Below are 26,402 nucleotides of genomic sequence, written 5' to 3' on the forward strand. Positions count from 1 at the left end.
ACTCGAGGCACGGGCGGGAGGTGGCAGGACGTATGGGCGGCACGGCTGCGGTGGCCGGGCGCACGGAGGAGACCGGGACGCCAGGGGAGACCGGGACGGCGGGGGAGCGCGTCCCGGTGCGGCTCGCGGCCGTCTACCTGCCCGCGCCCCTCCCGCGCGAGGGCCGGATCGCCTTCTGGGACCCCGACGGGGGACCACTGACCGTCGACGGCGAGGAGCTGACCGTCGTACGACGGCACGGCGCGGGCGTGCGCCGCAGGAAGGTGCCCGCGCTGTCCCTGCCGCTCGACGAGGCCCTCCCGGTGCTCGTGCGGGCCCGGCGCGACCCGGCCGCCCACCCGGCCACGGCGTGCTGGGGCGCCGCCGCCCTGCACGCGCTGCGGCTCGCCGCCCGCGGCCGCCTGCTGCCCGGCCTGACCCCCACCGGGCACGACGCCTGGCGCGCCGGCCCCCTGGAGCCCGACGACATCGCCCATCTGCGCGCGGTCGCCGCGGCCCTACCCGCCGAGGGCCACGCCGTACCCCTGCCCGGCCCCGGCCCGCTGCTGCTGCCCGACCCGGAAGCGCTGGTGCGCTCCTTCCTGGACGCGGTCGCGGACACCCTGCCGCGCACCCCGGCCGCCCCCTACACCTCCGGGAAGCCCTTCGCCGCCCGCGAGCCCCAGCGGCTGCCCCACGCGCACGAGTGGGCCGCGGAGGTCGCCGCCGGGATGGACGCGGGCGTGCGGATCTCGCTCCGCCTCGACCTCTCCGCGCACGACCTGTTCGACGCCGGCGCGGGCGGCGACGGGACGCGCGGCGCGGGAGCGGCGATCGTCCAGGTGCACAGCCTCGCCGACCCCACCCTCGTGGCCGACGCGGCGGCCCTGTGGGCGGGGGACGCCAACGCGGCGTTCGGCCCCCGCGCGCGCGTCGACGCGGCACTGGCCGTGCGCCGCGCCGCTCGCGTGTGGGCGCCGCTGGACCGGCTCCGCGAGCAGGACGTGCCCGACGTACTGGCCCTGTCCGAGCAGGAGCTGGGCGAACTGCTCGGCGTGGCGGCCACCCGGCTCGCCGCGGCCGGGGTCGCCGTGCACTGGCCCAGGGACCTGGCGCAGGACCTGAGCGCGGCCGCGGTGGTACGGCCCGCGCCGGGCTCGGCGACCGACGGCACCGGCTTCTTCGAGAGCGAGGAACTGCTCCAGTTCCGCTGGCAGCTGGCCCTGGGCGGCGACCCGCTCACCGACGCCGAGATGGACGCGCTCGCCGAGGCCCACCGGCCGGTCGTCCGGCTGCGCGACCGCTGGGTGCTCGTCGACCCGGCCCTCGTCCGCAAGGCCCGCAGACGCGAACTGGGCCTGCTCGACCCGGTCGACGCGCTGTCCGTCGCGCTCACCGGCAGCGCGGAGATCGACGGCGAGACCGTCGAGGCCGTGCCGGCCGGCGCGCTGGCCGCCCTGCGCGACCGCCTGACGGCCGGGCTCCGGCCGGCCGAGCCGCCCGCCGGCCTGCACGCCACCCTCCGCGACTACCAGCTCCGCGGACTGGCCTGGCTCGACCTGATGACCTCCCTCGGCCTGGGCGGCTGCCTCGCCGACGACATGGGGCTCGGCAAGACGATCACGGTCATCGCCCTGCACCTCAAGCGGGCCCGCGAGGAGCCCACCCTGGTGGTCTGCCCGGCGTCCCTGCTCGGCAACTGGCAGCGGGAGATCGCCCGCTTCGCCCCCGGCGTCCCTGTCCGCCGCTTCCACGGCCCGGACCGCACCCTGGACGACCTGGACGGCGGCTTCGTCCTCACGACGTACGGCACGATGCGGTCGACGGCCGCGCGGCTGGCCGAGCAGCCCTGGGGCATGGTGATCGCGGACGAGGCGCAGCACGTCAAGAACCCGTACTCGGCGACGGCGAAGGCACTGCGCACGATCCCGTCCCCCGCGCGCGTGGCCCTGACCGGCACCCCGGTGGAGAACAACCTGTCCGAACTGTGGGCCCTGCTGGACTGGACGACCCCCGGACTGCTGGGCCCCCTCAAGTCCTTCCGCGCCCGGCACGCGCGCGCGGTGGAGAACGGTGCGGCCGACGAGAACAGCGAAGCGGTGACCCGGCTGGCCCGCCTCGTGCGCCCCTTCCTGCTGCGCCGCAAGAAGTCCGATCCCGGCATCGTCCCGGAGCTGCCGCCCAAGACGGAGACCGACCACCCGGTCCCGCTCACCCGTGAACAGGCCGCGCTGTACGAGGCGGTGGTGCGGGAGTCGCTGCTGGCCATCGAGACGGCGGACGGCATCGCGCGCCGGGGCCTGGTACTGAAGCTCCTGGGCGCGCTCAAGCAGATCTGCGACCACCCCGCGCTCTACCTCAAGGAGGAGGCGCACGGCGACCGGCTGTCCGCCCGCTCCGGCAAACTCGCCCTGCTCGACGAGCTGCTGGACACCCTGCTGTCCGAGGACGGCTCGGCGCTCGTCTTCACGCAGTACGTCGGGATGGCCCGTCTCATCGCCTCCCACCTCTCCGCCCGCGCGGTCCCCGTGGACCTCCTGCACGGCGGCACGCCGGTTCCGGAGCGTGAACGCATGGTGGACCGGTTCCAGAGCGGGCGGACGCCCGTCCTGATCCTGTCCCTGAAGGCCGCGGGCACGGGCCTGAACCTCACCCGTGCGGGCCATGTCATCCACTTCGACCGCTGGTGGAACCCGGCGGTCGAGGAGCAGGCCACCGACCGTGCCTACCGCATCGGCCAGACCCAGCCGGTCCAGGTCCACCGGCTGGTCACCGAGGGCACGGTCGAGGACCGCATCGCCGAGATGCTGGCAGCCAAGCGCGCCCTGGCCGACGCGATCCTCGGTTCCGGCGAGGCGGCCCTCACGGAACTGACGGACCGGGAGCTGTCCGACCTGGTGTCGCTGCGGAGGTCGTCGTGACCGGGGCGGGCGGGCTGTCGCGGGGGACGTCCGGGGAGCCACGCCCCGGTGACGTGGCGCGCCGGGCGCTGCGGGACGCGCGGGACCGGGCGAACAGGCTGCGGGAGGGCTCGGACGAGGGGGCGGCGGAAACTCCCGAGGGCACGGCCGGGGCCGGGGAACCGGTGTCCGAGGGAACGGCCGGGGCTGGGGGACCGGTGTTCGAGGGAACGGCAGGGGCTGGGGGACAGGCTGCCGAGGCACCGGCAGGGGCTGGGGGACAGGCTGCCGAGGCACCGGCAGGGGCTGGGGGACAGGCTGCCGAGGGTGAGGCCGCGGAGCCGCAGCTGTCCTCCGAGCGCGCGGAGCGAGCCGGGGGACCGGCGGCGAGGGGCAGGGCCGAGGGCGGCACGGTGGAGACCCCCGTCGTCGGTGGACCCCGGCCCGGTGACGCCGCGCGGGCGGCACTCCGGTCGGCCGTGTCCGCCCGCCGCGCTTCGGGGGCGGGCCCCGACGACGCTGCCGGGTCCCGTCGTGTCGACACCGACGACGCTGCCGGGTCCCGTCGTGTCGACACCGGTGACGCTGCCGGGTCCCGTGGAGTCGACACCGGTGACGCTGCCGGGTCCCGTGGCGTCGAGGTCGGTGCGGCGGCGGGCGCCGCGGCCGGCGCGGACGAGACCGGTGACCGACCCGCTCCGCGGGACGCTCCCGGTGCTCGTGGTGCGGCCCGGACCGGAGGGCGTCCCGGGGACGCGGCGCGCGAGGCCCTGCGAGCCGCGCGCCGGGAGAGCGTGAAGGCAGAAGCGGACGCCGTGTCCCCAGGGGGAGCGGACACCGCACGCCGCCCGGTCTCCTCGGCCCGCTCCGCGTTTTCCTCTTCAAGTCCGTCACGCCCGTCACGCCTGTCGCGACCCGAGCCGTCCGCTTCCCGTGCCGGCGGGGGCGCCGCAGCGGGCCGCGGTGTGGACCGGGCCCGAGTTGCCCGTGACATACGGGAGTTCCTCTCGGGCGCGTTCCGGATGCCGTCGGCGACCGATGGCCCGGGGGAGGGGGCCGAGGCCCACGCCCAGGAGAGTCAGGGCACTTCGGCAACCTTCACCGGCGCCCCGACGCACGCGGCCGACGCGCTGTCGCACCCCGCGGCCCCGAGCACCATTTCCGCGGAGGCTCCGGCACCCCCGCCCGTCCCCCGCACGATGGCGACCCCCCACCGCGACGGCGAACTCCGCCGCACCTTCCCCGCGTTCCGGCCCCGGACGCCGAAGGAGGGCGCGGGCTTCGCCGACACCTGGTGGGGCAACGCCTGGGTCGACGCGCTGGAGCGGGGCGCGCTGGATGTGAAACGGCTGGCCCGTGGGCGTGGGTACGCGGAGCGGGGGCAGGTGGACGCCATCACCGTGACGCCGGGGCTCGTCCTCGCGTACGTGCAGGGCAGCCGGCCGCGGCCGTACCGCGTGCAGGTCCGGCTGCGCACCCTCGGCGAGGCCGACTGGGACCGGTTCCTGGACGCGGCCGCCGACCGGCCCGGCCACATCGCCGCACTGCTCGACAGGGAGCTGCCGCAGTCCCTCGCCGACTGCGGAGTCCCCCTCCTGCCCGGCCCCGGAGACCTCGAACCGCGCTGCAGCTGCCCAGACTCCGGCCACCCCTGCAAGCACGCCGCCGCCCTCTGCTACCAGACGGCACGCCTGCTCGACGCGGACCCCTTCGTGCTGCTCCTGCTGCGCGGCCGCGGTGAGCGCGAGCTGCTCGACGCGCTGTCCCGCCGCAATGCCGCCCGTGCGGCCCGCGCCGCGCAGGAACAGGGACCGGCCCCCCTTCCCGGCGTACGCGCGTCCGAAGCCCTCGCACCGCGTCGACTGCCGTCCCTCCCGGCGCCGCTGCCACCACCCCTGCATCCGGAACAGCCCCCGGTGTATCCGGCGGCTCCGGACGGCCCCGACCCGTTCGCCCTGGACCAGCTGGCGACGGATGCAGCCACCCGCGCGCACGCGCTGCTCGGCACCGGACGTGACCCGGTGGGCGAGCTGACACTGTGGCAGGACGCGGTGCGCCTCGCCGCGGCCCGCCCCGGTTCCGGCCTGACCGCGGGCACCCGCGCCCTCTACTCCTCGCTCGCCTCGGCCGCCGGACGGACCCCGGCCGAGCTGGCGCGCGCGGTGGCCGCCTGGCGGCAGGGCGGGCTCGACGGACTCGGCGTCCTGGAGGAGCCCTGGGACCCGCCCGCGGGCCGTTTCGACCGGGCCAGACCGCTGCTCCTGGCCGCCGACCTCCCGGCGTTCCGCCCCTGGCGCAACCGCCTCACCCACCCCCGGGGCCACGTCCAGCTCCGCCTGGGCCGCGACGGCCTGTGGTACGCGTACGAGTCGGAACCGGGGCAGGACGACTGGTGGCCCCGGGGCACGCCGGACCTGGACCCGGTGGGCGCGCTGACGGGACTGGACACGCCGGACGCCCTGTGACACGGCCCCCGCCCGGCCTTGGACCCAACCGTTCCCGAAAATAGACAAGTAACTTGGCAAAGTTTCTTGTCGAGTATTACGCTGCGCTTCATGAACACAGACCACGCCCGGCAGCAGTCCGCCGCGACCGCGGAGCGTCTCAACGACGCGATGAAGCGGCTGCGGGCACGCCTGCGGGCGGAATCGGGGCAGCACGCGACGGGCCTGACCCCCACGCAGCTCAGCGTGCTGGCGAGCGTGGTGCGGGAGGGCCCGGTCACCGCGGCCCGGCTCGCCTCGCTGGAGCACGTCAGCCCGCAGTCCATCGCGCAGAGCCTGGCGGTGCTCAAGGCCGCCGGCCTGGTCCACGGCGAGCCCGATCCGCAGGACGGCCGCAAGAAGCTGATGAGCCCCGACCCGTCGGCTACCGACCTGGTCGGGAGGCTGCTCCAGGGACGCGCCGTGTTCCTGGCACGGGCCATCGACCGGGTCGTCGCCCCCGGCGAGCGCCAGGACGTCGAGAAGGCCATCGAGTTGCTCGAACGCCTCGCCGCGGACGACCTGAGCGACGGCGGCATATGAGGACGACCCCGGCCCGGACCGAGGCGCCGGCGCACGACCTCGCACGACGGCCCTTCTCGTGGTCCTTCACCACGCCCCTCTACGTGGGCTCCAGCCTCAACCCGGTCAACAGCTCCATCATCGCGACCGGCCTGGTGCCGATCGCCGCCGACCTGCACGTCTCGATGGGCAGCACGGCCGTGCTGGTCTCCTCGCTCTACCTGGCCAGCGCCGTCGCGCAGCCCACGGCGGGCAAGCTGGCGGAGGTGCTCGGCGCACGCCGGATCTTCCTCTCGGGCATCGTGCTGGTGCTGCTCGGAGGTGTGGTCGGCGGCCTCGGCCAGAACCTGGCGATGCTGACCGTCGCCCGGGTACTGATCGGCATCGGCACCTCAGCCGGATTCCCCTGCGCCATGGTGCTGATCCGGCGCCGCGCCGAGGAGGCCGGTCTCGACGCTCCACCGGGCGGTGTGCTCGGCGGCATCGCGATCGCGGGCATGGCCACCGCCGCCGTCGGCCCGCCGGTCGGTGGACTGCTGGTGGGTGCCGCGGGCTGGCGCTGGGCCTTCCTGATCAACATCCCCGTCACCGTCATCGCGCTGGCCATGGCAGCCCGTTGGCTGCCCGGGGACGCCGGACTCGACCGCGCGCACAGCGGCTTCCGCCGGGTCGCCGACCGGATCGACCTGCCCGGCATCCTCGGCTTCGCGGTGTCCATGAGCGCACTGGTCGTCTTCCTGATGCGCCTGCCCCACCCCGAGTGGATCGCTCTGGCCGTCTTCGTCCTCACCGCGGTGCCCACGGTCGTGTGGGAGCTGCGGAAGGCCACGCCCTTCTTCGACTTCCGTGGGCTGGCCGCCAACGGCGCCCTCGCCCGCACCTATCTGCGCCAGGCCCTCACCCTGCTCGGCGTCTACTCCGTGATGTACGGCATGACCCAGTGGATGGAGGCCGGGCACGGACTGTCCACCCTGACTGCGGGACTCCTGCTGCTGCCGATGGGCGCCGTCTCCGCGCTGCTCTCGCGCCCGCTCGCCCGGCGCAATCTGGTGCGCGGGCCGCTGATCGCCTCGGCGGTGACCATGCTGCTCGGCTCGGTCGGCATCATGCTGCTGACCTCGCACAGCCCGGCGCTCGTGATCGTGCTGGTCTCCCTGATCTTCGGCGTCACGTCCGCCGCCACCACGGTCGGCAACCAGACCGCCCTCTACCTCGCGGCACCGCCCGAGCAGATCGGCACGGCCTCGGGACTGTTCCGGACCTTCGGATACCTCGGAACGATCACCTCCGCCGTGATCGGCAGCGCCGTCTTCCGCGACGGCGCGAGCGACCACGGCCTGCACACTCTCGGCCTGGTGCTGGTCGCGGCGGGCCTCGCAGTCCTGCTGCTGACCGTCCTCGACCGCGACCTGATGAGCGGTCGCGCGAACCGGCCGGCCGGCTCGCCCGGCACCACCGGGAACACCACGACCGACACCCCCACCACGAACACCCCCGTCAAGGAGAACCCCGCGTGAGCACCTCCGCCCTCCCCACGATCGACCCCGAACGCACGGCCCTGCTGGCCATGGACTTCCAGAACGGGATCGTCCCGATCGCGCCCGACTCCGACGCACTCGTCGAGCGGGTCAAGGGCGCCATCGCCGACGTCCGTGCCGCCGGCGGCACCATCGGCTACGTCCGTGTCGCCTTCACCGAGGACGACTGGGCGGCGGTTCCGGAGACCAACAAGACCTTCAGTGCGGTCGCCGCCGCGAAGCTGATGCACCACGAGGACGCCGCCACCCAGGTCGACGCCCGCATAGCCCCCGAGAACGGCGACATCGTCGTACGCAAGATCCGCTTCGGGTCCGGCTCCACCACCGACCTCCACCAGCAGCTGCGCGAGCGGGGTATCGACACCCTGATCCTCGCCGGGATCAGCACCGGCGGCGTCGTGCTGTCCACGCTCAACGAGGCCGCCGACCGCGACTACCGGGTCTACGTCCTGTCCGACGGCGTCGCCGACCCGGACCCGGAGATCCACCGGGTGCTGGTCGAGAAGGTGTTCCCGTCCCGGGCGCACCTCCTCGACACCGCCGCCCTGCGCGACCTCCTGCGGTCCGCCTGACACGACAGCCCCCGTTGGCCCTGGCCACCGGGGGCTTTGTCATCGGCCGGTGAGGGCACCGGTCGACAGCTGTCATCTGCGGGGCATCTGTCATCCGCGGGTCAGCTGCGGGGGTCGAAATGCGGCAAAGCTGCTAATATGCAGCTGTCAAATAGATGTGAAGTCCAGGCGTCGGAAATCACCGACGACGGCCGCGTGCTCGACCCGAACGGCCGTCCCGAGGACGTACGCCGACCAGCCGGCCGCCCCGCACGGTGTCGTCGCCGGCGACCGCAACGCTCCCGAGGACGGGGACGCTCGACGACCGACAGCCGGCCGGCGCTCCGACCCCGCCTCCGCTGGACCGGAAGACCCCGGTACGTACGTCGCAGCTCGGGCCGTTGCGTACGAAGGGACAAGGCCATGTCCCAGCCGGCCATTCGGTCCCGTGTCGCCGTCGGGGACACGTCGATCGCCTTTCTCCCCGACGGTTCCGGAGCCCACAACCCCGACGTCCTGTTTCCCGGTGTGGACTGGACGACGCGCCCCGGCTATCTGGAGGACGGGCAGCTCGTCCTCTCCTTCGGATCCTTCCTGATCAGGGCCGGAGGGCGGAAGATCCTCGTGGATCTCGTCGTGGGCGCCACCCCATAGGGGGTGATGCCGACGTCCTACGGCCGCAGCACGACGGCGACGGCCAGGGCGAGCTTGTCCACGAATTCCGGACGGTCGGCGACGCGGTGCTTCCAACCCTCGCCGGCGGCGGCCAGTACCTCGGCGATCTGCCGCGGCGTGATGGTGCCGGCCGGCCGGCCGGAGGCGGCGATGGCCTCGGCCAGCGCGTCGTGGAAGGCACCCCGGTAGTCGTCGTACAAGCTGTCGAGCTTTGCCGTGCCCTGCTCCAGCAGCTCGTCGACGCCCTCGTTGAGGTGCGTACCGACGTAACGGCCCAGATTGGCGTCGAGTGCGGCCACCAGGCGCGAGTCGAGGTCCGCGTCGGGTGCGGTCAGCGCCGTACGGACGTCGTCCAGGGCCTTGTCCAGCTCCTGCCGCATGGTCGCGCGGAACAGTTCCTCCTTGCTGGAGAAGAGGAAGTACAGCCCCGGCCGGGAAATGTCCGCGGCCCGGGCCACGGCGTCCATCGACGTCTTGCGATAGCCGAAGGTGGCGAAAACGGTCAGCGCCGCCGCAAGCACCTGCTCACGGCGCTGGGCGTCTCCTCTGGGTGTTGACATAGGCGCACTATACAGAGTGAGCATGCTATACAGTATTTGTCGTTCCTGTTTAGTGCGGCGAGAGGCCGTACGCCGAAAGAGAGCATCATGAGCAAGACAGTTCTGATCACCGGAGCCTCGACCGGCATGGGCGAGGCGATCACCTTCCAGTACGCCGAGCGCGGCTGGAACGTCGTGGCCACCATGCGTGACACGACCAAGGCCAACCCTGCCTTCGCCGACCTCGCCAACGTCCTGGTCACCCGCCTGGACGTCACCGACCGCGCGGGCATCGAGACGGCCGTCGAGGAAGCGCTCGACCGCTTCGGCGCCATCGACGCCCTCGTCAACGCCGCCGGCTACGGGCAGGTCGGCGCCGTCGAGGAAGTCGGCCCCGACCAGCTGCGCGACCAGTTCGAGACCAACGTGGTGGGCCTCGTCCAGGTGATCCAGGTCGTGCTCCCGCACATGCGGGAACGCGGCTTTGGCCACATCCTCAACATCGGCTCCATGGGCGGCCACGTCAGCCTGCCCACGATGGCCGTGTACTGCGCCTCCAAGAGCGCCGTGCAGAACCTGACCGAGGGGCTGGCCGCGGAGGTCGGCCCGCTGGGCATCCGCGTCACCCTGGTCGAGCCGGCGGGCTTCAACACCGGGTTCGCGAACAACTCGAAGCTCCCCGCCACGTCGATCCCCGCCTACGCGCCCGCCTACACGACCATGGCTGCATTCGACTCGCAGGCGGTCAGGGGTGACCTCGTCAAGTCCATGGCGGCCGTTGCCGACATCACGGGCATCGACGAGCCCCCGCTTCACCTGGCCGTGGCCACCGCCGGCCTGGAGATGGTGCGGGGCCGCTTCGCCGAGCTGATGGACGAGTACACCCGCTGGGAACCGCTCACGGCCGGCACCGACTGACGGCGACACCCCGCGGTACCGCTCGCGGACGCCCCCCAGTGGGCCGGCGCCACCGGACCGCCTCCATCCGGAAGCGTCGGCCCCGGGCGGTACGACCGGACCCCGGACCCGGGACAGGAACCGCCGGGTTCCCTCGGCACCACATGGCACATGTCGTGGAAACCGTCCACGGGCGTCCAGTTGATCCAGGGTGAGCGCGTAAGTCCAGTTCAGAGCCTTGTGACGTGAGTGCGTCCGCGGGGTTGGTGACCCGCCTGCGATCGCTCGTGACACGTGATGGCCCCCGTCGGCCTGCTCCGGCGGGGGGCCTGCGACTACAGGGCGCAATGGTTCGCACGGATCTCGCTCGCTTGCTCTTTGATCTGCCGGCGACGACTCAAAAGGGCTGCTGCGTAGTCACGGGACGCGCTCGACGCACTCTTCAAGGCCGGCGAATGCTCAGCTACTCGGTGATGCGCTTCTGCTTCCAGCCCCGTTCCCCGAGGCGCCGTATGCGCCAGCTCGGCAGCGGGTGACGTGATCGTGTTACGAGCTCCAGAGCAGAGTATCGCCGTATCCGTCGACGAACTCCTTGTAGTCCGCGGGAAGTTCGCGGCCGAGCTACTTCTCTACGGAACGCCACGTCTCAGGAGGCGCGGGTCGCAGGCGTTCTGGTGGACCCAGGAGGGAGGTCAGGGTCGACGAGGGCATGGGGACGTCATTTCCATGTGCAGCGACCGTCACATTCCGCGGGGCGGCCCGTACCGCTTCTCGGGCCGCTCACCCGGTGCCATGGGCAGGTCTTCGGATCTCGTTGCAGGTGAGTGGGATCAGCTCACCTGGCCCGGGGTGGTGGGCGTGTTCGTCGGCGCGAACGACGGCGAGGAAGGCGTGGGTGAGCATGGCGAGGGTGACCCAGCGGCTCCAGGACGGGTAGCGGCGGACCTGTTGCTCATCGAGCCCGGCCAGGCCCTTCTCGGCCTGGAAGGTTTCCTCCACCCGCCACCTGGAACCAGCCGTCTTGACCAGGGTGCTCAGCGGGACCGGCAAGGTGGAATGGCAGCGGTAGTAGGCGAGTTCACCAGTGGTGCGGTTGCGCCGGATCAGCAGCTGAACTGGTGCTGACCAACCGCCGCTCGGTCCTCGGCGACGCCGCCAGCGGCCCGCGCCATCGCATCGCCGCCACCGTCGTCGTCGGCGTCGGTGGCATGTCCACCATCCTGCTCGTGCAGACGGTGCTCGGCTGGTTCGGGCTCGGCTGATCGTTCCTCCGACCCGGCTGCACCGTCGGACATCACGGTGTCCGGTCCGCGGCCCAGCGCACCCTGCGGGGCATCCACTTGGCCTACGTCGCGCCGAGCCTGGACGAGCGAGCCGGCCCGGCGAGGGTTGCGCGGGCTTGCGCGGGACACTCCGTGGCGACGAACAGCCGCTCGGCCCGCGTCTTTATCCCTTTCGCGTCCGTTGGGGAACGCAGAGGAGTCTGCAGCCCTCCTTCTGAATGAAGGAGACCGCACAGGCAAGCAAACCGGGGATCGAGTGGTATGGGTTTGACCAGCGAGACGACCGTGTACGTAATGGCGGCTCTGGCCGCCATCTGTGTGGCGCTGCTGGTATGGCTGTGGCCACGGTTGGCCAAGCAGGGGCTGCGTCACGTGCTCGGACGGCTCGGGGCCATCGGGGTGACCCAGGTGGCGATCATCGCGGCCTTCGCGTGCTGGCTGAACTCGTCGTATCAGTTCTTCGGATCGTGGGGCGAACTCTTCGGTCACGTCGAGACGGCCCCCGTCGGCATCACCCAGGCGGGAGCCGGCAACGGCGACGGAACGGTGAACGGCGTCGCCGTGAAGGGGGCGCTGGTACAGCCCGCCTCCGACGAGCAGTTGAGCCGGGTCAGCGGACTGCCCACCGGCCCCGCCGCGGTGAACGGGCGAGTGGAGTCGGTGAAGGTCATCGGCCGCCGCACCGGCGTGGTCGACCCGGCATTCGTCTACCTGCCACCGCAGTACTTCCAGAAGGCGTACCACCGCCAGCGCTTCCCCGTGATCGTCGTGCTCAGCGGCTACCCGGGCAGCATCTTCAACCTCGCGCAGCATCTGCGTGTGTCGCAGACCGCCGGAGAGCTGCAGAAGAACGGCCAGATGCAGCCCACCATCATGGTGATGATCCGGCCGACGATCGCCCCGCCCCGCGACACCGAGTGCGTGGACGTCCCGGGCGGTCCGCAGACCGAGACCTTCCTGGCCAAGGACCTCCCGGACGCCGTGAAATCCGCCTACCGGGTGGGCCACGACGCCAGCGCCTGGGGTGTCATGGGCTACTCCTCCGGCGCCAGCTGCGCCCTGCAGCTGACGATGCGCAATCCGCATGTGTACACGACGGCCGGCGCCCTGTCGCCCGACTACCGGGTCAAGGACGATCCGACGACCGGCAATCTCTTCGGCAGCGGGCTGGGCCGCGTCAACCGGATCAACGGCCACGACCTGATGTGGCGGCTCAAGCACCTGCCCGTCCCCCAGGTCTCCGTCCTGGTCGCCGACAGCAAGCACGGCGAGCCGGGCTACCCGCAGACACTGGCGTTCATCAAGGCCGTCCGGGCACCCATGCGGGTCGCGTCGATCCTGCCCGAGCAGGGCAGCCACAACTTCCCGACCTGGGTACGGGAGATGCCGGCCACCCTGAAGTGGATGAACCAGCAGCTGACGTTCCCCCAGGACGTCGTGCCCCGCCACCACAAGAAGGGCACCGTGGTCGCCGCCCGCCCCAAGGCCGACCACGGCACCCTGCGTGCCGACGGCACGGAGCCCACACCCACCGCCACGACTCACAAGTGACGGCTGCCGCCTGCTGCTCCGGTACGCGGATGCCGACGCTCCTCTGCTGTCCCTACTGGCCGGGGCCGGTCTGGTCGAGCGCGTCGAGTGCCGAGATGATCAGGCCGACATCCGCGGCAGTGAGTGTGCCGACGTGCGGCGCTTTGGGCCAGGTCGCTGCTGAGCTGTTTCCGTATGACGACCCTCTGCACGCCGGCAATCGCTCACGCACTGCTGATGACGGCCATGCCCGTGAGGCGGACCAGGGCGCCGGTGATGTCGAGGTGGTCGGGGCGGTAGCCGTCCACGACCATGCCCCAGGCGGTGGATCCGGCCACGAAGATCCGCCGTGGGCGGCGAGGATGCGGCCGAAGCGGTCGTCGGTCTGGAACCAGAAACCGCCGATCGGTCGGGGGCCCCGCCTCCACCAGGGGTTGGGGCCTTTTCGGCCGTCTCTACGGGCCCTGCTCGGGCCGTCGCTTGCAGGATCTACTGTCCCAGCAGTCCGGTGTCGCAACGACCGTCCGGGTAACGGGCATTGGTGACAACATCACCCCGGGGAACGACTGGTTGGACCACGCTGACGCTGCAGCCCGGCCGCTACGAGCTGGTCTTCAACCTTCCGGGCCACTACCCGGCCGGTACGTACGCCGGACTCGACATCACCGGCCGGTAGTTAGCCGCGTACGTTCACGGTGGCCATCATGCCCAGATCCTCATGGTCGAGGATGTGGCAGTGAAATACGCTGCGCCCGGCGAAGTCGCTGAACCGGATGCGCAGGCGCACCCACCCCCGTGCGGGGACGAGGACGACGTTCTGAAGCACGCCGGCCGGCGGCATACCGGCGCTCCCCGCCAGCACGTGGAAGGGCCAGACGTGCAGGTGGAACGGGTGAGCCATGGGGCTGGTGTTGACCACGGTCCACTCCTCGACCGTGCCAAGGGCGACGCTCTGGTCGTCACGGTCCGGGTCGAAGGTACGCCCGTCGATGGTGAAACCCATCCCGCCCATGCCCATCCCACCCATGCCCATGGCGAAGGTGAGCCGACGCCGCCCGGCCACCGGGCCCTGCGGGACAGTCGGGGCCGGCAGCGTCACGGGCACCGACGGCGACGTTGTGGCCGGTCCGGCAGTGGCCAGGGTGGCCAGGGTGACCGGATCACCAGTGGAGGGGCCACCGCCCATCATGCCGCCCATCATGCCGAGACCACCCCGGTCGTAGGGCTCGCTGACCAATGCGTACTGGCCGCTGCCGGTGGGGCGCACGAGCAGGTCGGCGCGGTTGCCGGGGGCCAGCACCACCTGGTCCCGGTCGACCGGTGCGGGCAGGAACGCCCCGTCCAGGGCGACGTGGGTGAGCCGGTGCCCCTCGAGCCGTAGCGCCAGCACCCTGGATACGCAGCCGTTGATGACCCGCCACCGCTGCACCGACCCGGGTGCGGCGGTGATGACGGGCTGGCGCTGGCCGTCGACCAACACCAACTCGCCCTCGCGACCCCTCATCCTGGCCATCATGGTCGGCGAGGCGACCCGGCCGGCTCCGTCCAGGGTGGTGTCGGTGACCAGCAGCAGCCGGTCGCCGTGGACCGGCAGGTCCGCCTCACCCCCGGAACCCTCGACCAGCAGCGCCCCGACCAGGCCGGCGAAGATTTGATCGGCGACGGTGCCGTGGTGGTGCGGGTGGTACCAGAACGTGCCCGCCGGATGCCTGGCCGGAATCCTCATGGCGTAGTCGAAGCTGCCACCGGGCTCGATGGTGAGGAACGGGTTGTCGCTGTTGCCCGACGGGGACACGTGCAGGCCGTGGGTGTGCAGGTTGGTCGGCTGGTCGATGTGGTTGACCAGCCGCACCCGCAGCAGATCCCCGGGCCGCACCCGCAACGTCGGACCCGGTGAGGTGCCGTTGAACCCCCACCCCGCGGTATCCCGCCCCGCCAGCCGTACGCCTGAGGCGGCAACAAGCCGCACATCCAGCAGCCCGTCGCGGCTTGCCAGCACCTGCGGCTCGGCAAGCCGCCGGCCCTGCGCGGCCGGCTTGAGCCGATCCCTGGGCGGGGCGCCCGAGCCGGTGGCCCAGCCCGCCGCGCCGGCCGCCGCGCCGGCCGTACCCAACCCGAGCAGACCCAGCGCCCGGCGGCGGCTGATCGGCTCCCCGCTCACGGCAACACGCTCCTGCGCCGCCGGTACTCCTGCTCGTCGATCTCCCCGCGTGCGTAGCACTCATCGCGGATCCGCCGGGCCGCCGCCCCGGCCCCAGCCCCGATGCGGGAAGACTCCCGGCCGCCACGCGCCAGGTTCACCGCCGCGTAGCCGATGATCAGCGAACCGGCCACGACCAGTGCCGGCCACACCCACATCCAGCCGATCGCCTGACCGCCCAACACCGCGATCACGTCCCTCGGGCAGTTCCTTCGCCTCAGCGCCAGCCTAGCTCTGGCCCATCGCGACGGCATCCAGGGAGGTCTGGTATCCACCCGCGAGCATGGCCGACACGGCGGGTGGCCCATGGTTGTCGACGACGACATGGCCGCGTACACCCGCAGCCTGCGGGCCAACGGTGTCGGGGCAAGCCCCTACACGGTGGCCGGGGCGATGAGCAATGCATCCCCTGAAACCCCTCGCGCCCGGCATATCCTCGATTCCGGGGTGCTATGGCCGCCGGGAAGTCGCCGCGCCCGTTGCACTCTCGCCGCCGTGACGCTCATTTGACGCTCTGCGGGCCTGACGAACTCCAACTGGAGCCGGAAAAGCACACTTGACCTGTGGTTTTCCCTAGCCCCTGCCTGGCCGACATGTTCCCGATGACGCATCATGTGGAGTGCGTTGCCACCCCGGCCTTCCGGGGTGGCTGCTGACTCCCGTGCCCGGCCTCGGTGTTGGCGGGGCCGCGGCCGGAACGGGGACCGTGCTGCCGGGCTGGGGCTCAGGCGTCGATGATGACGGGGATGATGAGGGGCTTGCGGCGGTGGGCGCGGAACGCCCAGTTCGCCACGGCGCGGGCGAGGAGCTGTTCGAGTTGGTGTGCGTCCCCGACGCCCTCCTCGGCCGCGGTGGCCAGGGTCTTCTCGATGACGGGGATGACCGGCTCGAAGGTGGCGTCGTCGTGCACGAAGCCGCGGGCCAGGAAGTCGGGGGCCTCGGCGAGGGCGCCGGTGTCCGCGTCGACGATCGCCACCACCGTGACCACGCCTTCGGCGGCGAGAGTGAGGCGGTCCTTGAGGGACGCTTCGGTGGCGCCGCCGACTTCCATGCCGTCCACGTAGACGTTGCCGGCGGGGACCTTGCCGGTGATGGAGGCGTGCCCGTCGACGAGGTCGACGACGACGCCGTCCTCGGCGATGACGACCCGGTCGGGGTCGACACCGGTACGGATGGCGAGGTCGCCGTTGGCCCGCAGGTGGCGCCATTCGCCGTGTACGGGCATGACGTTGCGGGGCTTGACGATGTTGTAGCAGTAGACGAGTTCGCCGGCGCTGGCATGCCCGGAGACGTGCACCTTGGCGTTGCCCTTGTGGACCACGTGGGCGCCCCACCGGGTGAGTCCGTTGATCACCCGGTAGATGGCGTTCTCGTTGCCGGGGATGAGGGAGCTGGCGAGCAGGACGGTGTCGCCCTTGCCGATGCGGATCATGTGGTCGCGGTTGGCCATCCGTGACAGCGCGGCCATCGGTTCGCCCTGGGAGCCGGTGCACACCAGAGTGACCTTGTGGTCCGGAAGCTTCTCCAGCTCCTTCGTGCTCACGACCAGACCGGAGGGGACCTTCAGATAGCCCAGGTCACGGGCGATGCCCATGTTGCGGACCATCGACCGGCCGACGAAGGCGACCTTGCGGCCGTGCTGGTGGGCGGCGTCCAGGACCTGCTGGATGCGGTGCACGTGGCTGGCGAAGCTGGAGACGATGACCCGGCGCGGCGCGGTGCGCATCACCTGCTCGATCGCTGGGTTCAGCTCTCGCTCGGAGGTGGTGAAGCCGGGTACCTCGGCGTTGGTGGAGTCGGTGAGGAACAGGTCCACGCCCTCCTCGCCGAGGCGGGCGAAGGCGCGCAGATCGGTGATGCGGTCGTCGAGTGGGAACTGGTCCATCTTGAAGTCGCCGGTGTGCAGCACCATCCCGGCCCGGGTGCGGATCGCGACCGCGAGGCTGTCGGGGATGGAGTGGTTGACCGCCACGAACTCGCAGTCGAAGGGCCCGAAGCCGCGCCGGTCGCCCTCCCGCACCCGTACCGTGCGCGGCCGGATGCCGTGTTCCTTGAGCTTGGCCTCCAGGAACGCCAGCGTCAGCTTGGAGCCGACGACGGGAATGTCGGACCGCTCGCGCAGCAGGTACGGCACGCCGCCGATGTGGTCCTCGTGGCCGTGGGTGAGGACCACGGCCACGATGTCGTCCAGCCGGTCCCGGATCGAGGTGAAGTCCGGCAGGATCACGTCCACGCCGGGCTGGGTCTCCTCCGGGAACAGCACGCCGCAGTCGACGATGAGCAGCTTGCCCGCGTGCTCGAAGACGGTCATGTTGCGGCCGATCTCACCCAGGCCGCCCAGGGCGATGACCCGCAGCCCTCCTTCGGGAAGGGGCGGCGCGGCTTTCAGCTCGGGGTGCGGATGACTCATACCCTGACGGTACCCGGAGAGCGGGACAGGGTGATCCATTGCCTGTGTGATCCGACGAGCGCTCGATACGACCCGCCGCCGAAGACGTACTGGCGCTCAGGTCGGCATCCGTCTCATCTGCCCGCTGCCCCGGCCCCGAGACAAGAGGGCAGCCGCGGCCGCAGCGGCCGCCGCGGGTGCCGCGGGTGCCGGGGTGGCTTTGCGGGTCGCGCAGGCGGTGAGCACCCCGCCCGTGATCACAGAGAAGAAGCAGGGCGAACCGACGGCCCGGGCCTGCGCTCACGGCCGCTGAAGTATCGAGGTTGAACGTGATGTCGACCTGCGCGGTCCGTTGTGGTCGGCCAAAGTCGAGGCCGAAATCCCGGGCCCCGAGGACGGTGAGGGCGTGGCTCCAGCCGCCGGGGCCGGCGAACAGGTCGAGGATGATCCGCCTCACGAGGCCGACCCGAGATCATCCTGTACCGGCTCGGCTTCGCCACGGCAGGCCCAGGGAGAGCTGCCGTCGACCACCCCGTTCTCCAGCTCCCCCGCAGCCGGGCGTCCAGTTGCTGCTGGCGGGCGGCCCATTCGGCGGCAGCGACGTGATCGGTCGGGGCCTGGGCGAGCGGTTCCCGGGAGCGGTGCAGGAACGCCTGCGCGAGCAGCCGACCCGCCGCAGGAAGGCACTTCCTGGTGCGAAATACTCTCCCGATGAGTTCACGCACTTCCTCGATCAGCCAGCCGATCACGATACGGAGGGCAGTCGCGCGGGATGCCAAACGGCTCACGCGGCTCGTGCGTGGCTCAGGCGCCTACGAGGGTAAGTACGCAGCCGCAGTGGCGGGCTACCGGGTCGGTCCTGATTACATCGAAGCCCACCGCGCTTTCGTGGCCGTCGGCGCCGACGAGCATGGAGGGCGGGTCCTCGGGTTCTACTCGCTCGTCCTCGCTCCACCGGAGCTCGACCTGCTGTTCGTGGCCGACGACGTGCAAGGACGGGGTATTGGACGGCTGCTCGTGGCGCACATGCAGTCCGAGGCCCGTGCCGCCGGGCTCGACCGTGTCAAGGTCGTGTCGCATCGTCCCTCTGAGGACTTCTACCACCGCGTCGGTGCGGTGCGGACCGGGACCGCGTTCGCGAACCCGCCCGCCGTGCCGTGGGACCGTCCCGAATTCGAGTTTCGCATTCCTTCGGAATGACGCGGTGCCGGTTCGCAGGGCACCGGCTATGCCTGCATGGTGGCCGGCATGCAGGAGCCGCTGGACGCCGCGCGCTCCGTGTGTGCCATCGTCTCTGCCCTGGCGTGGTGATCGCCTGCGCCAGCGGCCTCCCCCCGGCGAATTCCTCATCTCGGCACTCCCAGAGCCATCGCAATCAAGCACGCATTCCCTGCCCACCTGTCGGGCCGTGGTGCTGGTAAGCCGTCTTCCGCGCGACTGGAGCCGGTGGGTGAACCTGTGTCTTCAGCGGATACCCCGAAGCTGTCGGAGTGCTGACAGCGTGCTGGGGAGGTTTGCGGCGATTGGGCTTGGGCCCAGTTGGCCGCGGTGGTCCATGAGGTGCTGGAAAAGGTCGCCCGACCTTTGCGTGCTGCAGCGAGCGGGAACAGAAGCTGCTCGAGCGGCTCGGCGCTGTCGTTGCGTCGCTGTCCACCGGCTGGCAGGACGCCCTGCGCATCGTCGCCTCACGCAGCGGCTCGACTCGGCCGCCCCCTCGCGCAGCGTCATTGACCAGGCCGTGGGGGGCCATGGGGTGCGTCATGCAACAGCAACGCTGAGCTGAGCAGGAGGCATTCGATCTGCCGCGCCAACTGTCCCAGCTGCCGAAAGGCAGTCGTTCGGCGTTGTTCAGGGTGCTCGCCCAGCGGGCTCACGGGCCGGCGTGGCCGCAGTAGCCGTGATCTCCTGCTCGCAGCAGGAGCTTGCCCGGCTGGCGGGAGCTGCATCAGCGGCTCGTGTCGGCGTCGCCGTCGTCCTTGGAAGAATGCCGCTGTCTCCTGCCGCCCGAAGCGGAGTCGTCTCCTTGCTCTTCCAATAGCTCAAGGAGTGCGGCATCCGCCCTTTTCCGATCTTCCTTCGTCAGCTCGATCGGCGCGTTGTTGTAGACGGTGTAGCGATCCGGATCGGTGATGTTGGCGGCCCGCAGGGTGAACGTCAGCAGGCGGCGCCACCCCTTGCGGTGGCCGACCCTCGCTTGCAGTTGGACCTTGAAGTCACGGGCTTCCGGCATGAACCCGGAAAACGGTGCCTCGAACTCGATGAAGAGTTGTTGCGCTTCTCTGCCGGGCACAACGAAGCCGGCCGGCAGCTTTGCATCCTCATCCGGCCCGGGCTGGAGGCGAGACGGTGAGGACACCCACAGCAGCGGCAGGTGAGAAGCGGGCTCGTCAGGGAAGGTCAGGAGGAGGTCCTGTACGACTATCGGCTTGGGGCCGGTGTTGTGCAGGACGAGCGGGAGCCGCAGGCGGGCGGTGGATGAGTGGATGATCGCTGCGAAGGCATGAGGCTCCCATGTCTTCAGGCGCCCCTGTCTGGCGTTGAGCCACCAGAACGACGCGACGGTGAAGAGCAATGCGCAGACCGACACCACACCGGCGCCTGTGAGTGATGAGGACGCGGCCTGACCGGTCGCGGTCATCAGCGGAACCACAGATTCAGTCTGCCAGCCTCGGCGTGGGCTCGCTAACAGGACTCAGGGGCCTCCGCCGCCGGCGCGCAGCAGCCGACAAGCAGGACCGTCTGCGTATCACAGGTGGCCGCTACAGTCCTCGGCCAACGTCACGAGCCGACATCGGCAAGGAGCACGAGATACCAGGTGACCATTGCGGCGCACACCATCGCGGGGACGAGTTTGGGCAGCTGGTCTCCCTTGCGCACGTGCGTGGTCACAGCACCGGCGAGCAGCATCAGCAGGCCGAGGCCGGCCAGCTCTCCGAACAGCGGCAGGACCGGGCCGAGGGCCACGCCGATGGCGCCTGCCAGCTCCAGCGCACCGATCACCCGGTAGGAGGCGGTGGTGAAGCCGGCGTGGGCGGCCAGCTCGGGCATCGGACCGAGCGCCATGATCTTGGCTACGCCCAGCAGGGCGAAGATCAGCACGATCAGACAGGCCAGGGCGGCGGAAAGGCTCATGAAGCGTCCTTGACGGTGTGCGGGTGACGGGCCTGGCGGCGTTCGGCTCCCAGGTCGGCGAAGTAGGAGACCAGGTCCGGGTTGTCGACCGCCGAGGGATTGAGGACCTGCTCGGCGGGCGCGCCCTGGAGGAGGCGCTTGACCGGGACCTCGAGTTTCTTGCCGGTCCTGGTGTGCGGGATGGCCGGCACGGCGAGGATCTCGTCGGGCACGTGGCGGGGCGAGGAGCCGGTGCGGACGGCGTCGCGGATCTTCTCGCGCAGGGTGTCGTCCAGCGTGACACCAGGCGCGGGAACGACGAACAGGGGCATCCAGTAGCCGCCGTCGGGTTCCTCCGCACCGATGACGAGGGCCTCGGTGATCTCGGGGAGTCGTTCGACGATGTCGTGGATGTCGGCACTGCCCAGGCGCACGCCGTTGCGGTTGAGGGTGGCGTCGGAACGGCCGTGGACGATCACCGAGCCGTGGGAGGTGAGCGTGATCCAGTCGCCGTGCCGCCACACGCCCGGGTAGGCGCCGAAGTAGGCGTCGCGGTATCGGCTGCCGTCCGGGTCGTTCCAGAAGTACAGCGGCATGGACGGCATCGGGCGGGTGACGACCAGTTCGCCGACCTGGTCGACGACCGGCTCTCCCGCGCCGTCGTACGCCGCGAGCGCCACGCCGAGGTTTGGGGCGGACACCTCGCCGGCCCAGACGGGGGTCGTGGGGGCGCTGCCGGCGAAGGCGGAGACGACGTCGGTGCCGCCGCTGGTGGAGGCCAGCTGGATGCCTGCGCCCACGTGGTCGCGGACCCAGGGGTAGGCGGAGGCGGGCAGGGCGGAGCCGGTGCTGCCGATGGCCCGGATGGCCGACAGGTCGTGCGCGGAGGGTTCGAGGCCCAGCTTGGCCATGGCCAGCAGGTACTGGGGGCTGGTGCCGAAGACGGTCACTTTGTGGCGGGCCGCCTGCTCCCACAGGACGTCCGGGCGCGCCATCGGCGCGGGGCTGCCGTCGTAGGTGCAGGTGGTGGCGCCGGTCAGCAGGGTGGAGACGACCAGGTTCCACATCATCCAGTGGGTGGTGGTGTACCACAGCAGGCGGTCCCCCACGCCCAGGTCGCAGTGCAGGGCGAGGATCTTGAGGTGTTCGAGCAGGACGCCGCCGTGGCCGTGGACGATGCCCTTGGGCAGGCCGGTGGTGCCGGAGGAGAAGACGATCCACAACGGATGATCGAACGGCACCGGCGTGATGGTGAGGTGTTCGGTGCGGGTGGCCGCGTCGTCCCAGGGCACCGTCAGGTTGGTGTGCTGGGTCTCGGGCCAGGTGAGGCCCAGGTGGTCCACGAGCACTGCGGCTTTCAGGGTGGGCAGGGCGTCGGCCAGTTCGAGGGAGGCGGCGCGGCGGTCGTGGCGGGTGTCATTGAAGAGGTAGCCGTTCGCGGTGATGAGCACCGTGGGTTCGAGCTGGGCGAAGCGGTCGGCTGCGGCCTTGGGGGCGTAGTCCTGGCCGCACACCGACCACACCGCGCCCAGGCTGGCCGTGGCGAGGAAGGCGATGACGGCGTGGGGGGTGTTGGGCAGGTAGCCGACCACCCGGTCGCCCTGTCCGACGCCCAGGTCGCGCAGGGTGGCGGCGACGGAGGCGACCTGGGCGCGGAGCTGTCGGCCCGTGATCTCGTAGCCGGCTCCGGTCTCGTCCGATGCGGTGATCGCGGGTGCGTCCGGGTGCAGGTTGCGCAGTGCGTGGTGGGTGTAGTTGAGGGTGGCGCCGGGGAACCAGCGGGCGCCGGGCATGGTCTCCTCGGCCAGCACCCGCTCGTACGGAGTGGCAGCGTCGATGTCGAAGTACTCCCACACCGCCGTCCAGAACCCCTCCAGGTCGGTGACGGACCAGCGGTGCAGGGCCTCGTAGTCGCTGGGGTCCTGGATCCCTTCGGCGCCCCGGTGCCGGGCGGCCCAGCGGGCGAAGTCCGCGATGCGGCTGCCGGCGGCCGCCTTCGGGTCGGGCGGCAGGAACGGTTCCGGATGCTGCGCGGGGTGCGGGGTGGTCACGGTGTGGCGCTCCTCGGCGGAGGGACGGGCCGGGCATCGGTGGTACGGCGGGCCGTGTGGAGCAGGGAGGCCCAGGCGGTGGGGTCCGGGAAGTGGCCGGTGCCGGCGGGGACGGTGTCCAGCACGACGCGGTCGGGGCGTAGCAGGGCGGCGTCCGCCCGGCCGCGTGCCAGCCAGGCGGCCAGCGTGCCGTCGTCGTCCAGGTCGTCGACGTGGATCGTGGCTGCGTCAAGTGCCGTGGCCACGGCCGTCATGTGTGGGGTGGGCGGCACAGCGGTCAGGAGGGCGAAGGAGTCTTTGAGGACGTCGTCCAGGCGCATTCGCCTGCCGTCGACGATCACCCAGGGCTGAGGGCAGAAAGTGCCGGTCAGCCCCCGTCCGATGAGCCCGGGGCGGCGCCGTACCAGTGGGCCGGCGGTCAGCGCGGGGCTGAGGTCGCGGCTCACCGCCGCGGTCACGCCGGGGAGGCGGCATGCCGCGCCGACGACGGCCCGGCGAAGTGCCGCGCCGCGGTCCTGCCCACCTGTCATGGCCCAGCCGATGGCCACCGCGAGCCGGATCATGTAGCGGGCGTGTGGTTTACGCTCGTGCTCGTAGGTGTCCAACAGGCCTTCGTCCGCGCCCTGTCGGAGAACGCGGGCGAGCTTCCAGGTGAGGTTTCGGGCGTCGCGCAGACCCGCGCACAGACCCTGGCCGATGAAGGGGGGCGTGAGGTGGGCCGCGTCGCCCAACAGGAAGACGCGTCCCTGGCGCCACCGGTCGGCGAGGCGGGCCCTGAAGGTGTAGTGCGCCTGCCGGATCACCTCGAAGTCGTCGGCCCCCGCGGCGCCGGACGGCACGTCCACCCAGGGGGCGACCAGCTCGCGCAGGCGTTCCCGGCCGTCCGGGCCGTCCAGGTGTACGTCGGCGGGCAGCCGGAACTCCCAGCGGTAGCGGTCCTCGCCGAGGCGCATGAAGGTGGCGGGCTGGGTGGGGCAGCAGATCTGGTCGACGCCTTCCCAGGTCCGCACCGGGTGGCTGGTGCGTACGTCGATGACCCGCCAGCTCTCCTCGAAGTGCAGGTCCTCCCACACGGCGCCGATGGCGTCGCGGGTGAGGCTGCCGGCGCCGTCGCAGCCGAGGACTGCATCGGCCCACACGTGCTCGTCCTCGTCGCTGCCGTCGCGGCGGAAGGTGACCCGGACCGGAGCCGTCCCGTCGGTGTCCTGCGTGACGGACACGACCTCCACCCCGCCCCGCAGCTCACACTCCGGGCGGCGCTCCAGAGCTTCGCGCAGCAGACGCTCCAGGTCCGGCTGGTCGAACATGCTGGTCTGGGGGAAGCCGTGATGCCCGTGCCGGGATCGTGCGAATTCGGCGATCACGCGGTGCCGGGCGTCCAGCAGCCGCAGCCCGCGCGCCGGCCGGGCGAGGGCTGCGAATTCCTCGTGGATGCCGACGCTCTGCAGGATCCGGCGCACCTCGTCGTCCACGACGACGGCGCGCGGCAGGGGGTAGACGTCCCGGTGGCGTTCCAGGACGAGGCTGGGCACTCCGTGCCGGGCGAGCAGGAGAGCGGCTGTGACTCCCACGGGCCCCGCGCCGATGATCACTACCGGTCTCCGGGATGCGGCGCTCACGTCGCGTCCGCCACAGCGGTCCGCTGCTCGCCCAGGTCGATGTGCCCGTCGGGGGTGGCGATGGTGGCGGTGACGAGGTCGCCGTCGCGCAGGTACAGGGGATTCTTTGCCTGGCCGTTGAAGAACGCCTTCCACTTCAACGCGGGCGGCAGCAGGGCGCCGATCTTCTCGACCGGCTTGGGCGGGGCCTTCAGGGCCGTGCCGCCGGGTGTGCCGGTCAGCAGCAGGTCGCCCGGGTCGAGGGTCTGGAAGCGGGCGAGCAGGGTGAGCGCCTGCGCGGGCCGTACGATCATGTCGGCGAGGGTGCGGTCCTGGCGCGGTACGCCGTTGACGTTCAGCCGCAGCCGCAGGTCGATCAGACGGGCGAAGTCCTCGGGCTCCAGCAGGGCCAGGTACGGGCCGGTCGGTGTGAACGTCGGGTAGGACTTGCTCTCGTAGAACTGGGTCTTGGTCAGCTGGACGTCGCGGGCGCTGACGTCGTTGGTGAGGACGAGCCCGGCGACATACGAAGGCAGGTCCCGCTCCTCCACAACAGTGCCCACGGGCAGCGGCGCGCCCATGACGAGGCCGAGTTCCACCTCGTAGTCGAGGAAGTTCACGTGTGCGGGGCGGACGATCGTCTCGTGCGGGCCGCTGACCGAGCCGGACGCCTTGCGGAAGAAGGTGGGCGGTATGTCACCGGTGAAGCCCGAATCCTTGGCGTGGCTACGGTAGTTGACCATCTGGGCCACCACGCGGCAGGGGGTGGTGACCGGGGGCAGCGCCACCAGGTCGGCGACGGGTGTGCCGCTCTCGCCGGAGGCGGCGGCCTCCCGCACGGCGGCTCGGTCGGCGAGCAGTTCGGCGGTGGTGACCGCCTTGGTCTCGATGCGCACGGCGCGCTCGTTCCGGACGGCCCACCAGCCGTCGGGGGTGCGCAGAACGTTGGTGCTCATGAGCTCATCGCTTTCATCAGGCCCAGCAGGCGTGCGGGGTCGAGTTCGTTGTCGTCGCGCAGGGCCGTCATGACCTCGCGGAGCTTGGCGGGAGAGGGGTTGGTCCCCAGGAAGTCGCGGGTGACGGGCGGGCCCCACTGGGCCAGGCCGCTCGCCGACATCGGTGCCCATCCCGGTTCGAGGTCGCAGGAGAACAGGTCGCCGTCGGCGAAGTGCTCCAGCATGAAGCGGTCGGGGTCACGCCAGTAGTCGAAGAGCTGGCTGCCCTGGATGTGCCGGCCGATCCCCCAACTGCGCTGGTAGCCGCGCTCGGCCAGGTACTCCCCGCCGGCGGCGATCGCGTCGAGGTCGGTGACCTGGTAGGCGGAGTGGACGTAGCCGGTACCGGGACCCAGGTGCAGGGCGAGAGTGTGGTGGTCCACGGGCAGGCTGCCCTGGTCGCAGCGGATGAACGCCATCGTCGGCCCGCGCCCGCGCTGCCCGTCCAGGAACAGGAAGTCGGACACGATCATCCCGAGGGTGTCCAGGTACCAGTCCAGCGTGCGGGCGAAAGTCCGTGTCTCCAGCACCACATGGCCGAGGCGCTGGATGCGGGACGGCTCACGGGGCGGGCGCTGGGTGGCATTCGTACGGCGGGGTGCCGTGCCGGTGTTGAGGGTCAGCGGCGGCTGCTCGGGCAGCGCGGGCAGCGGTTCGGCGCAGTGCACCACCCGGACCGGGAGGCCCGAGTGGTCGAACAGGGAGACCGACCGACCGCCGCCCGGTACGTCGATGTCCCGGACCGTGTGTCCGACGGCGGTGGCCAGCCGGTCCACATCGGCTCGCTCGGCCGCGCGGAACGCCGGCCCGAGGAAGCGGGAGGCGCGCCCACGCCGGATGACCATGCAGGGAGAGCCCGCGAACGTGCCGCGCAGCCAGAGTTCGTGCTGGGTGCGTGCGGCGATCGCGAAGCCGAAGTCACGTGCGAACACCTCGGCCCGGTCCAGGTCGGGCTTCTCGAATTCCAGCCAGGCCAGGTCCGCCACCTTGATCACGGGATTCCGGGCTCGTCCGGGGTGCTCGCCGCGCAGGGTGCCCTGCTCGCTGTGGAGGTCTTGGTGGGGCGTCAGAGGACCGCCCTTGTTGACGGGGATGTGGGACATGGTGTCCTCCAGGCAACACTGCTGTAATGAGGAAATCATCAACTCTGCCGTTTCCCTC

General features: G+C 71.4%; 21 protein-coding genes and 2 pseudogenes. 11 read left to right on the plus strand and 12 right to left on the minus strand.

Annotated features, from left to right (window positions below; genetic code table 11):
• Positions 1 to 32 precede the first annotated feature (32 nt).
• From ACIPSA_RS11800 to ACIPSA_RS11825, 6 genes are all read left to right on the plus strand, one after another.
• Positions 33 to 2,900: an SNF2-related protein gene (locus tag ACIPSA_RS11800; protein ID WP_402632237.1), complete on the plus strand. Its 2,868-nt coding sequence runs from the start codon at positions 33 to 35 to the stop codon at positions 2,898 to 2,900.
• 326 nt (positions 2,901 to 3,226) lie between these two features.
• Positions 3,227 to 5,344, plus strand: a complete 2,118-nt coding sequence (locus tag ACIPSA_RS11805; RefSeq protein WP_402633740.1) for an SWIM zinc finger family protein — start codon at positions 3,227 to 3,229, stop codon at positions 5,342 to 5,344.
• Positions 5,345 to 5,434: 90 nt separating this feature from the next.
• Positions 5,435 to 5,905, plus strand: a complete 471-nt coding sequence (locus ACIPSA_RS11810; protein ID WP_402632240.1) for a MarR family winged helix-turn-helix transcriptional regulator — start codon at positions 5,435 to 5,437, stop codon at positions 5,903 to 5,905.
• Positions 5,902 to 7,401, plus strand: a complete 1,500-nt coding sequence (locus tag ACIPSA_RS11815) for an MFS transporter (RefSeq protein ID WP_402632243.1) — start codon at positions 5,902 to 5,904, stop codon at positions 7,399 to 7,401. The genes ACIPSA_RS11810 and ACIPSA_RS11815 overlap by 4 nt, the downstream gene beginning before the upstream one ends.
• Positions 7,398 to 7,994 carry a cysteine hydrolase family protein gene (locus tag ACIPSA_RS11820; RefSeq protein ID WP_402632246.1) on the plus strand — a complete coding sequence of 199 codons (597 nt, stop codon included), beginning with the start codon at positions 7,398 to 7,400 and terminating at the stop codon, positions 7,992 to 7,994. The genes ACIPSA_RS11815 and ACIPSA_RS11820 overlap by 4 nt, the downstream gene beginning before the upstream one ends.
• Positions 7,995 to 8,396: 402 nt before the next feature.
• Positions 8,397 to 8,627, plus strand: coding sequence for a hypothetical protein (locus ACIPSA_RS11825; RefSeq protein WP_402632249.1), 231 nt, complete (start codon positions 8,397 to 8,399; stop codon positions 8,625 to 8,627).
• Between the two features lie 17 nt (positions 8,628 to 8,644).
• Here ACIPSA_RS11825 and ACIPSA_RS11830 read toward each other — a convergent pair whose 3' ends face one another.
• A complete protein-coding gene (locus ACIPSA_RS11830; RefSeq protein WP_402632252.1) occupies positions 8,645 to 9,208 on the minus strand; it encodes a TetR/AcrR family transcriptional regulator in 564 nt (187 codons plus the stop codon).
• A gap of 87 nt (positions 9,209 to 9,295) precedes the next feature.
• Between ACIPSA_RS11830 and ACIPSA_RS11835 the strand changes: the two genes are divergently transcribed.
• Entirely contained in the window at positions 9,296 to 10,105 is an 810-nt protein-coding gene (locus ACIPSA_RS11835) for an SDR family NAD(P)-dependent oxidoreductase (RefSeq protein WP_402632255.1), read from the plus strand.
• Positions 10,106 to 10,885: 780 nt separating this feature from the next.
• Here ACIPSA_RS11835 and ACIPSA_RS11840 read toward each other — a convergent pair.
• A pseudogene (locus ACIPSA_RS11840) lies at positions 10,886 to 11,197 on the minus strand (IS701 family transposase); the annotation flags it as partial.
• Between the two features lie 5 nt (positions 11,198 to 11,202).
• Here ACIPSA_RS11840 and ACIPSA_RS11845 point away from each other — a divergent pair.
• A complete protein-coding gene (locus ACIPSA_RS11845; protein ID WP_402632258.1) occupies positions 11,203 to 11,346 on the plus strand; it encodes a hypothetical protein in 144 nt (47 codons plus the stop codon).
• Between the two features lie 282 nt (positions 11,347 to 11,628).
• Positions 11,629 to 12,918 carry an alpha/beta hydrolase gene (locus tag ACIPSA_RS11850; RefSeq protein WP_402632261.1) on the plus strand — a complete coding sequence of 430 codons (1,290 nt, stop codon included), beginning with the start codon at positions 11,629 to 11,631 and terminating at the stop codon, positions 12,916 to 12,918.
• A gap of 203 nt (positions 12,919 to 13,121) precedes the next feature.
• Here the strand turns inward: ACIPSA_RS11850 and ACIPSA_RS11855 are convergent.
• Positions 13,122 to 13,288: pseudogene (locus ACIPSA_RS11855) on the minus strand (hypothetical protein); the annotation flags it as partial.
• Between the two features lie 150 nt (positions 13,289 to 13,438).
• Between ACIPSA_RS11855 and ACIPSA_RS11860 the strand changes: the two are divergent.
• A complete protein-coding gene (locus tag ACIPSA_RS11860; RefSeq protein ID WP_402632264.1) occupies positions 13,439 to 13,573 on the plus strand; it encodes a hypothetical protein in 135 nt (44 codons plus the stop codon).
• Here ACIPSA_RS11860 and ACIPSA_RS11865 read toward each other — a convergent pair whose 3' ends face one another.
• The 3 genes from ACIPSA_RS11865 to ACIPSA_RS11875 form a co-directional block, all read right to left on the minus strand.
• Complete coding sequence (locus ACIPSA_RS11865) at positions 13,574 to 15,058, minus strand: multicopper oxidase family protein (protein WP_402632266.1); 1,485 nt, start codon at positions 15,056 to 15,058, stop codon at positions 13,574 to 13,576.
• Positions 15,055 to 15,291 carry a hypothetical protein gene (locus ACIPSA_RS11870; RefSeq protein WP_402632269.1) on the minus strand — a complete coding sequence of 79 codons (237 nt, stop codon included), beginning with the start codon at positions 15,289 to 15,291 and terminating at the stop codon, positions 15,055 to 15,057. The genes ACIPSA_RS11865 and ACIPSA_RS11870 overlap by 4 nt, the downstream gene beginning before the upstream one ends.
• Before the next feature lie 530 nt (positions 15,292 to 15,821).
• On the minus strand, positions 15,822 to 17,507 hold the full coding sequence (locus tag ACIPSA_RS11875; protein WP_402632272.1) for a ribonuclease J: 1,686 nt from the start codon (positions 17,505 to 17,507) through the stop codon (positions 15,822 to 15,824).
• A gap of 690 nt (positions 17,508 to 18,197) precedes the next feature.
• Here ACIPSA_RS11875 and ACIPSA_RS11880 point away from each other — a divergent pair.
• Entirely contained in the window at positions 18,198 to 18,686 is a 489-nt protein-coding gene (locus ACIPSA_RS11880) for a GNAT family N-acetyltransferase (RefSeq protein WP_402632275.1), read from the plus strand.
• Between the two features lie 745 nt (positions 18,687 to 19,431).
• Here the strand turns inward: ACIPSA_RS11880 and ACIPSA_RS11885 are convergent.
• From ACIPSA_RS11885 to ACIPSA_RS11910, 6 genes are all read right to left on the minus strand, one after another.
• The gene (locus ACIPSA_RS11885; protein ID WP_402632278.1) at positions 19,432 to 20,124 is read right to left on the minus strand and encodes a hypothetical protein; all 693 of its coding nucleotides are present in this window, start codon (positions 20,122 to 20,124) and stop codon (positions 19,432 to 19,434) included.
• 140 nt (positions 20,125 to 20,264) lie between these two features.
• On the minus strand, positions 20,265 to 20,618 hold the full coding sequence (locus tag ACIPSA_RS11890; protein WP_402632281.1) for a DoxX family protein: 354 nt from the start codon (positions 20,616 to 20,618) through the stop codon (positions 20,265 to 20,267).
• The gene (locus tag ACIPSA_RS11895) at positions 20,615 to 22,648 is read right to left on the minus strand and encodes an acetoacetate--CoA ligase (protein ID WP_402632284.1); all 2,034 of its coding nucleotides are present in this window, start codon (positions 22,646 to 22,648) and stop codon (positions 20,615 to 20,617) included. The genes ACIPSA_RS11890 and ACIPSA_RS11895 overlap by 4 nt, the downstream gene beginning before the upstream one ends.
• Positions 22,645 to 24,267: a bifunctional 3-(3-hydroxy-phenyl)propionate/3-hydroxycinnamic acid hydroxylase gene (locus ACIPSA_RS11900; RefSeq protein WP_402632287.1), complete on the minus strand. Its 1,623-nt coding sequence runs from the start codon at positions 24,265 to 24,267 to the stop codon at positions 22,645 to 22,647. Before ACIPSA_RS11900 ends, ACIPSA_RS11895 begins: the two co-directional genes overlap by 4 nt.
• Positions 24,264 to 25,202, minus strand: a complete 939-nt coding sequence (locus ACIPSA_RS11905; RefSeq protein ID WP_402632290.1) for a fumarylacetoacetate hydrolase family protein — start codon at positions 25,200 to 25,202, stop codon at positions 24,264 to 24,266. The genes ACIPSA_RS11900 and ACIPSA_RS11905 overlap by 4 nt, the downstream gene beginning before the upstream one ends.
• On the minus strand, positions 25,199 to 26,344 hold the full coding sequence (locus ACIPSA_RS11910; protein WP_402632293.1) for a VOC family protein: 1,146 nt from the start codon (positions 26,342 to 26,344) through the stop codon (positions 25,199 to 25,201). The genes ACIPSA_RS11905 and ACIPSA_RS11910 overlap by 4 nt, the downstream gene beginning before the upstream one ends.
• Positions 26,345 to 26,402 lie beyond the last annotated feature (58 nt).

The sequence above is a fragment of the Streptomyces sp. NPDC086549 genome, assembly GCF_044746205.1.
In the GTDB taxonomy this organism is placed as follows: Bacteria; Actinomycetota; Actinomycetes; order Streptomycetales; family Streptomycetaceae; genus Streptomyces.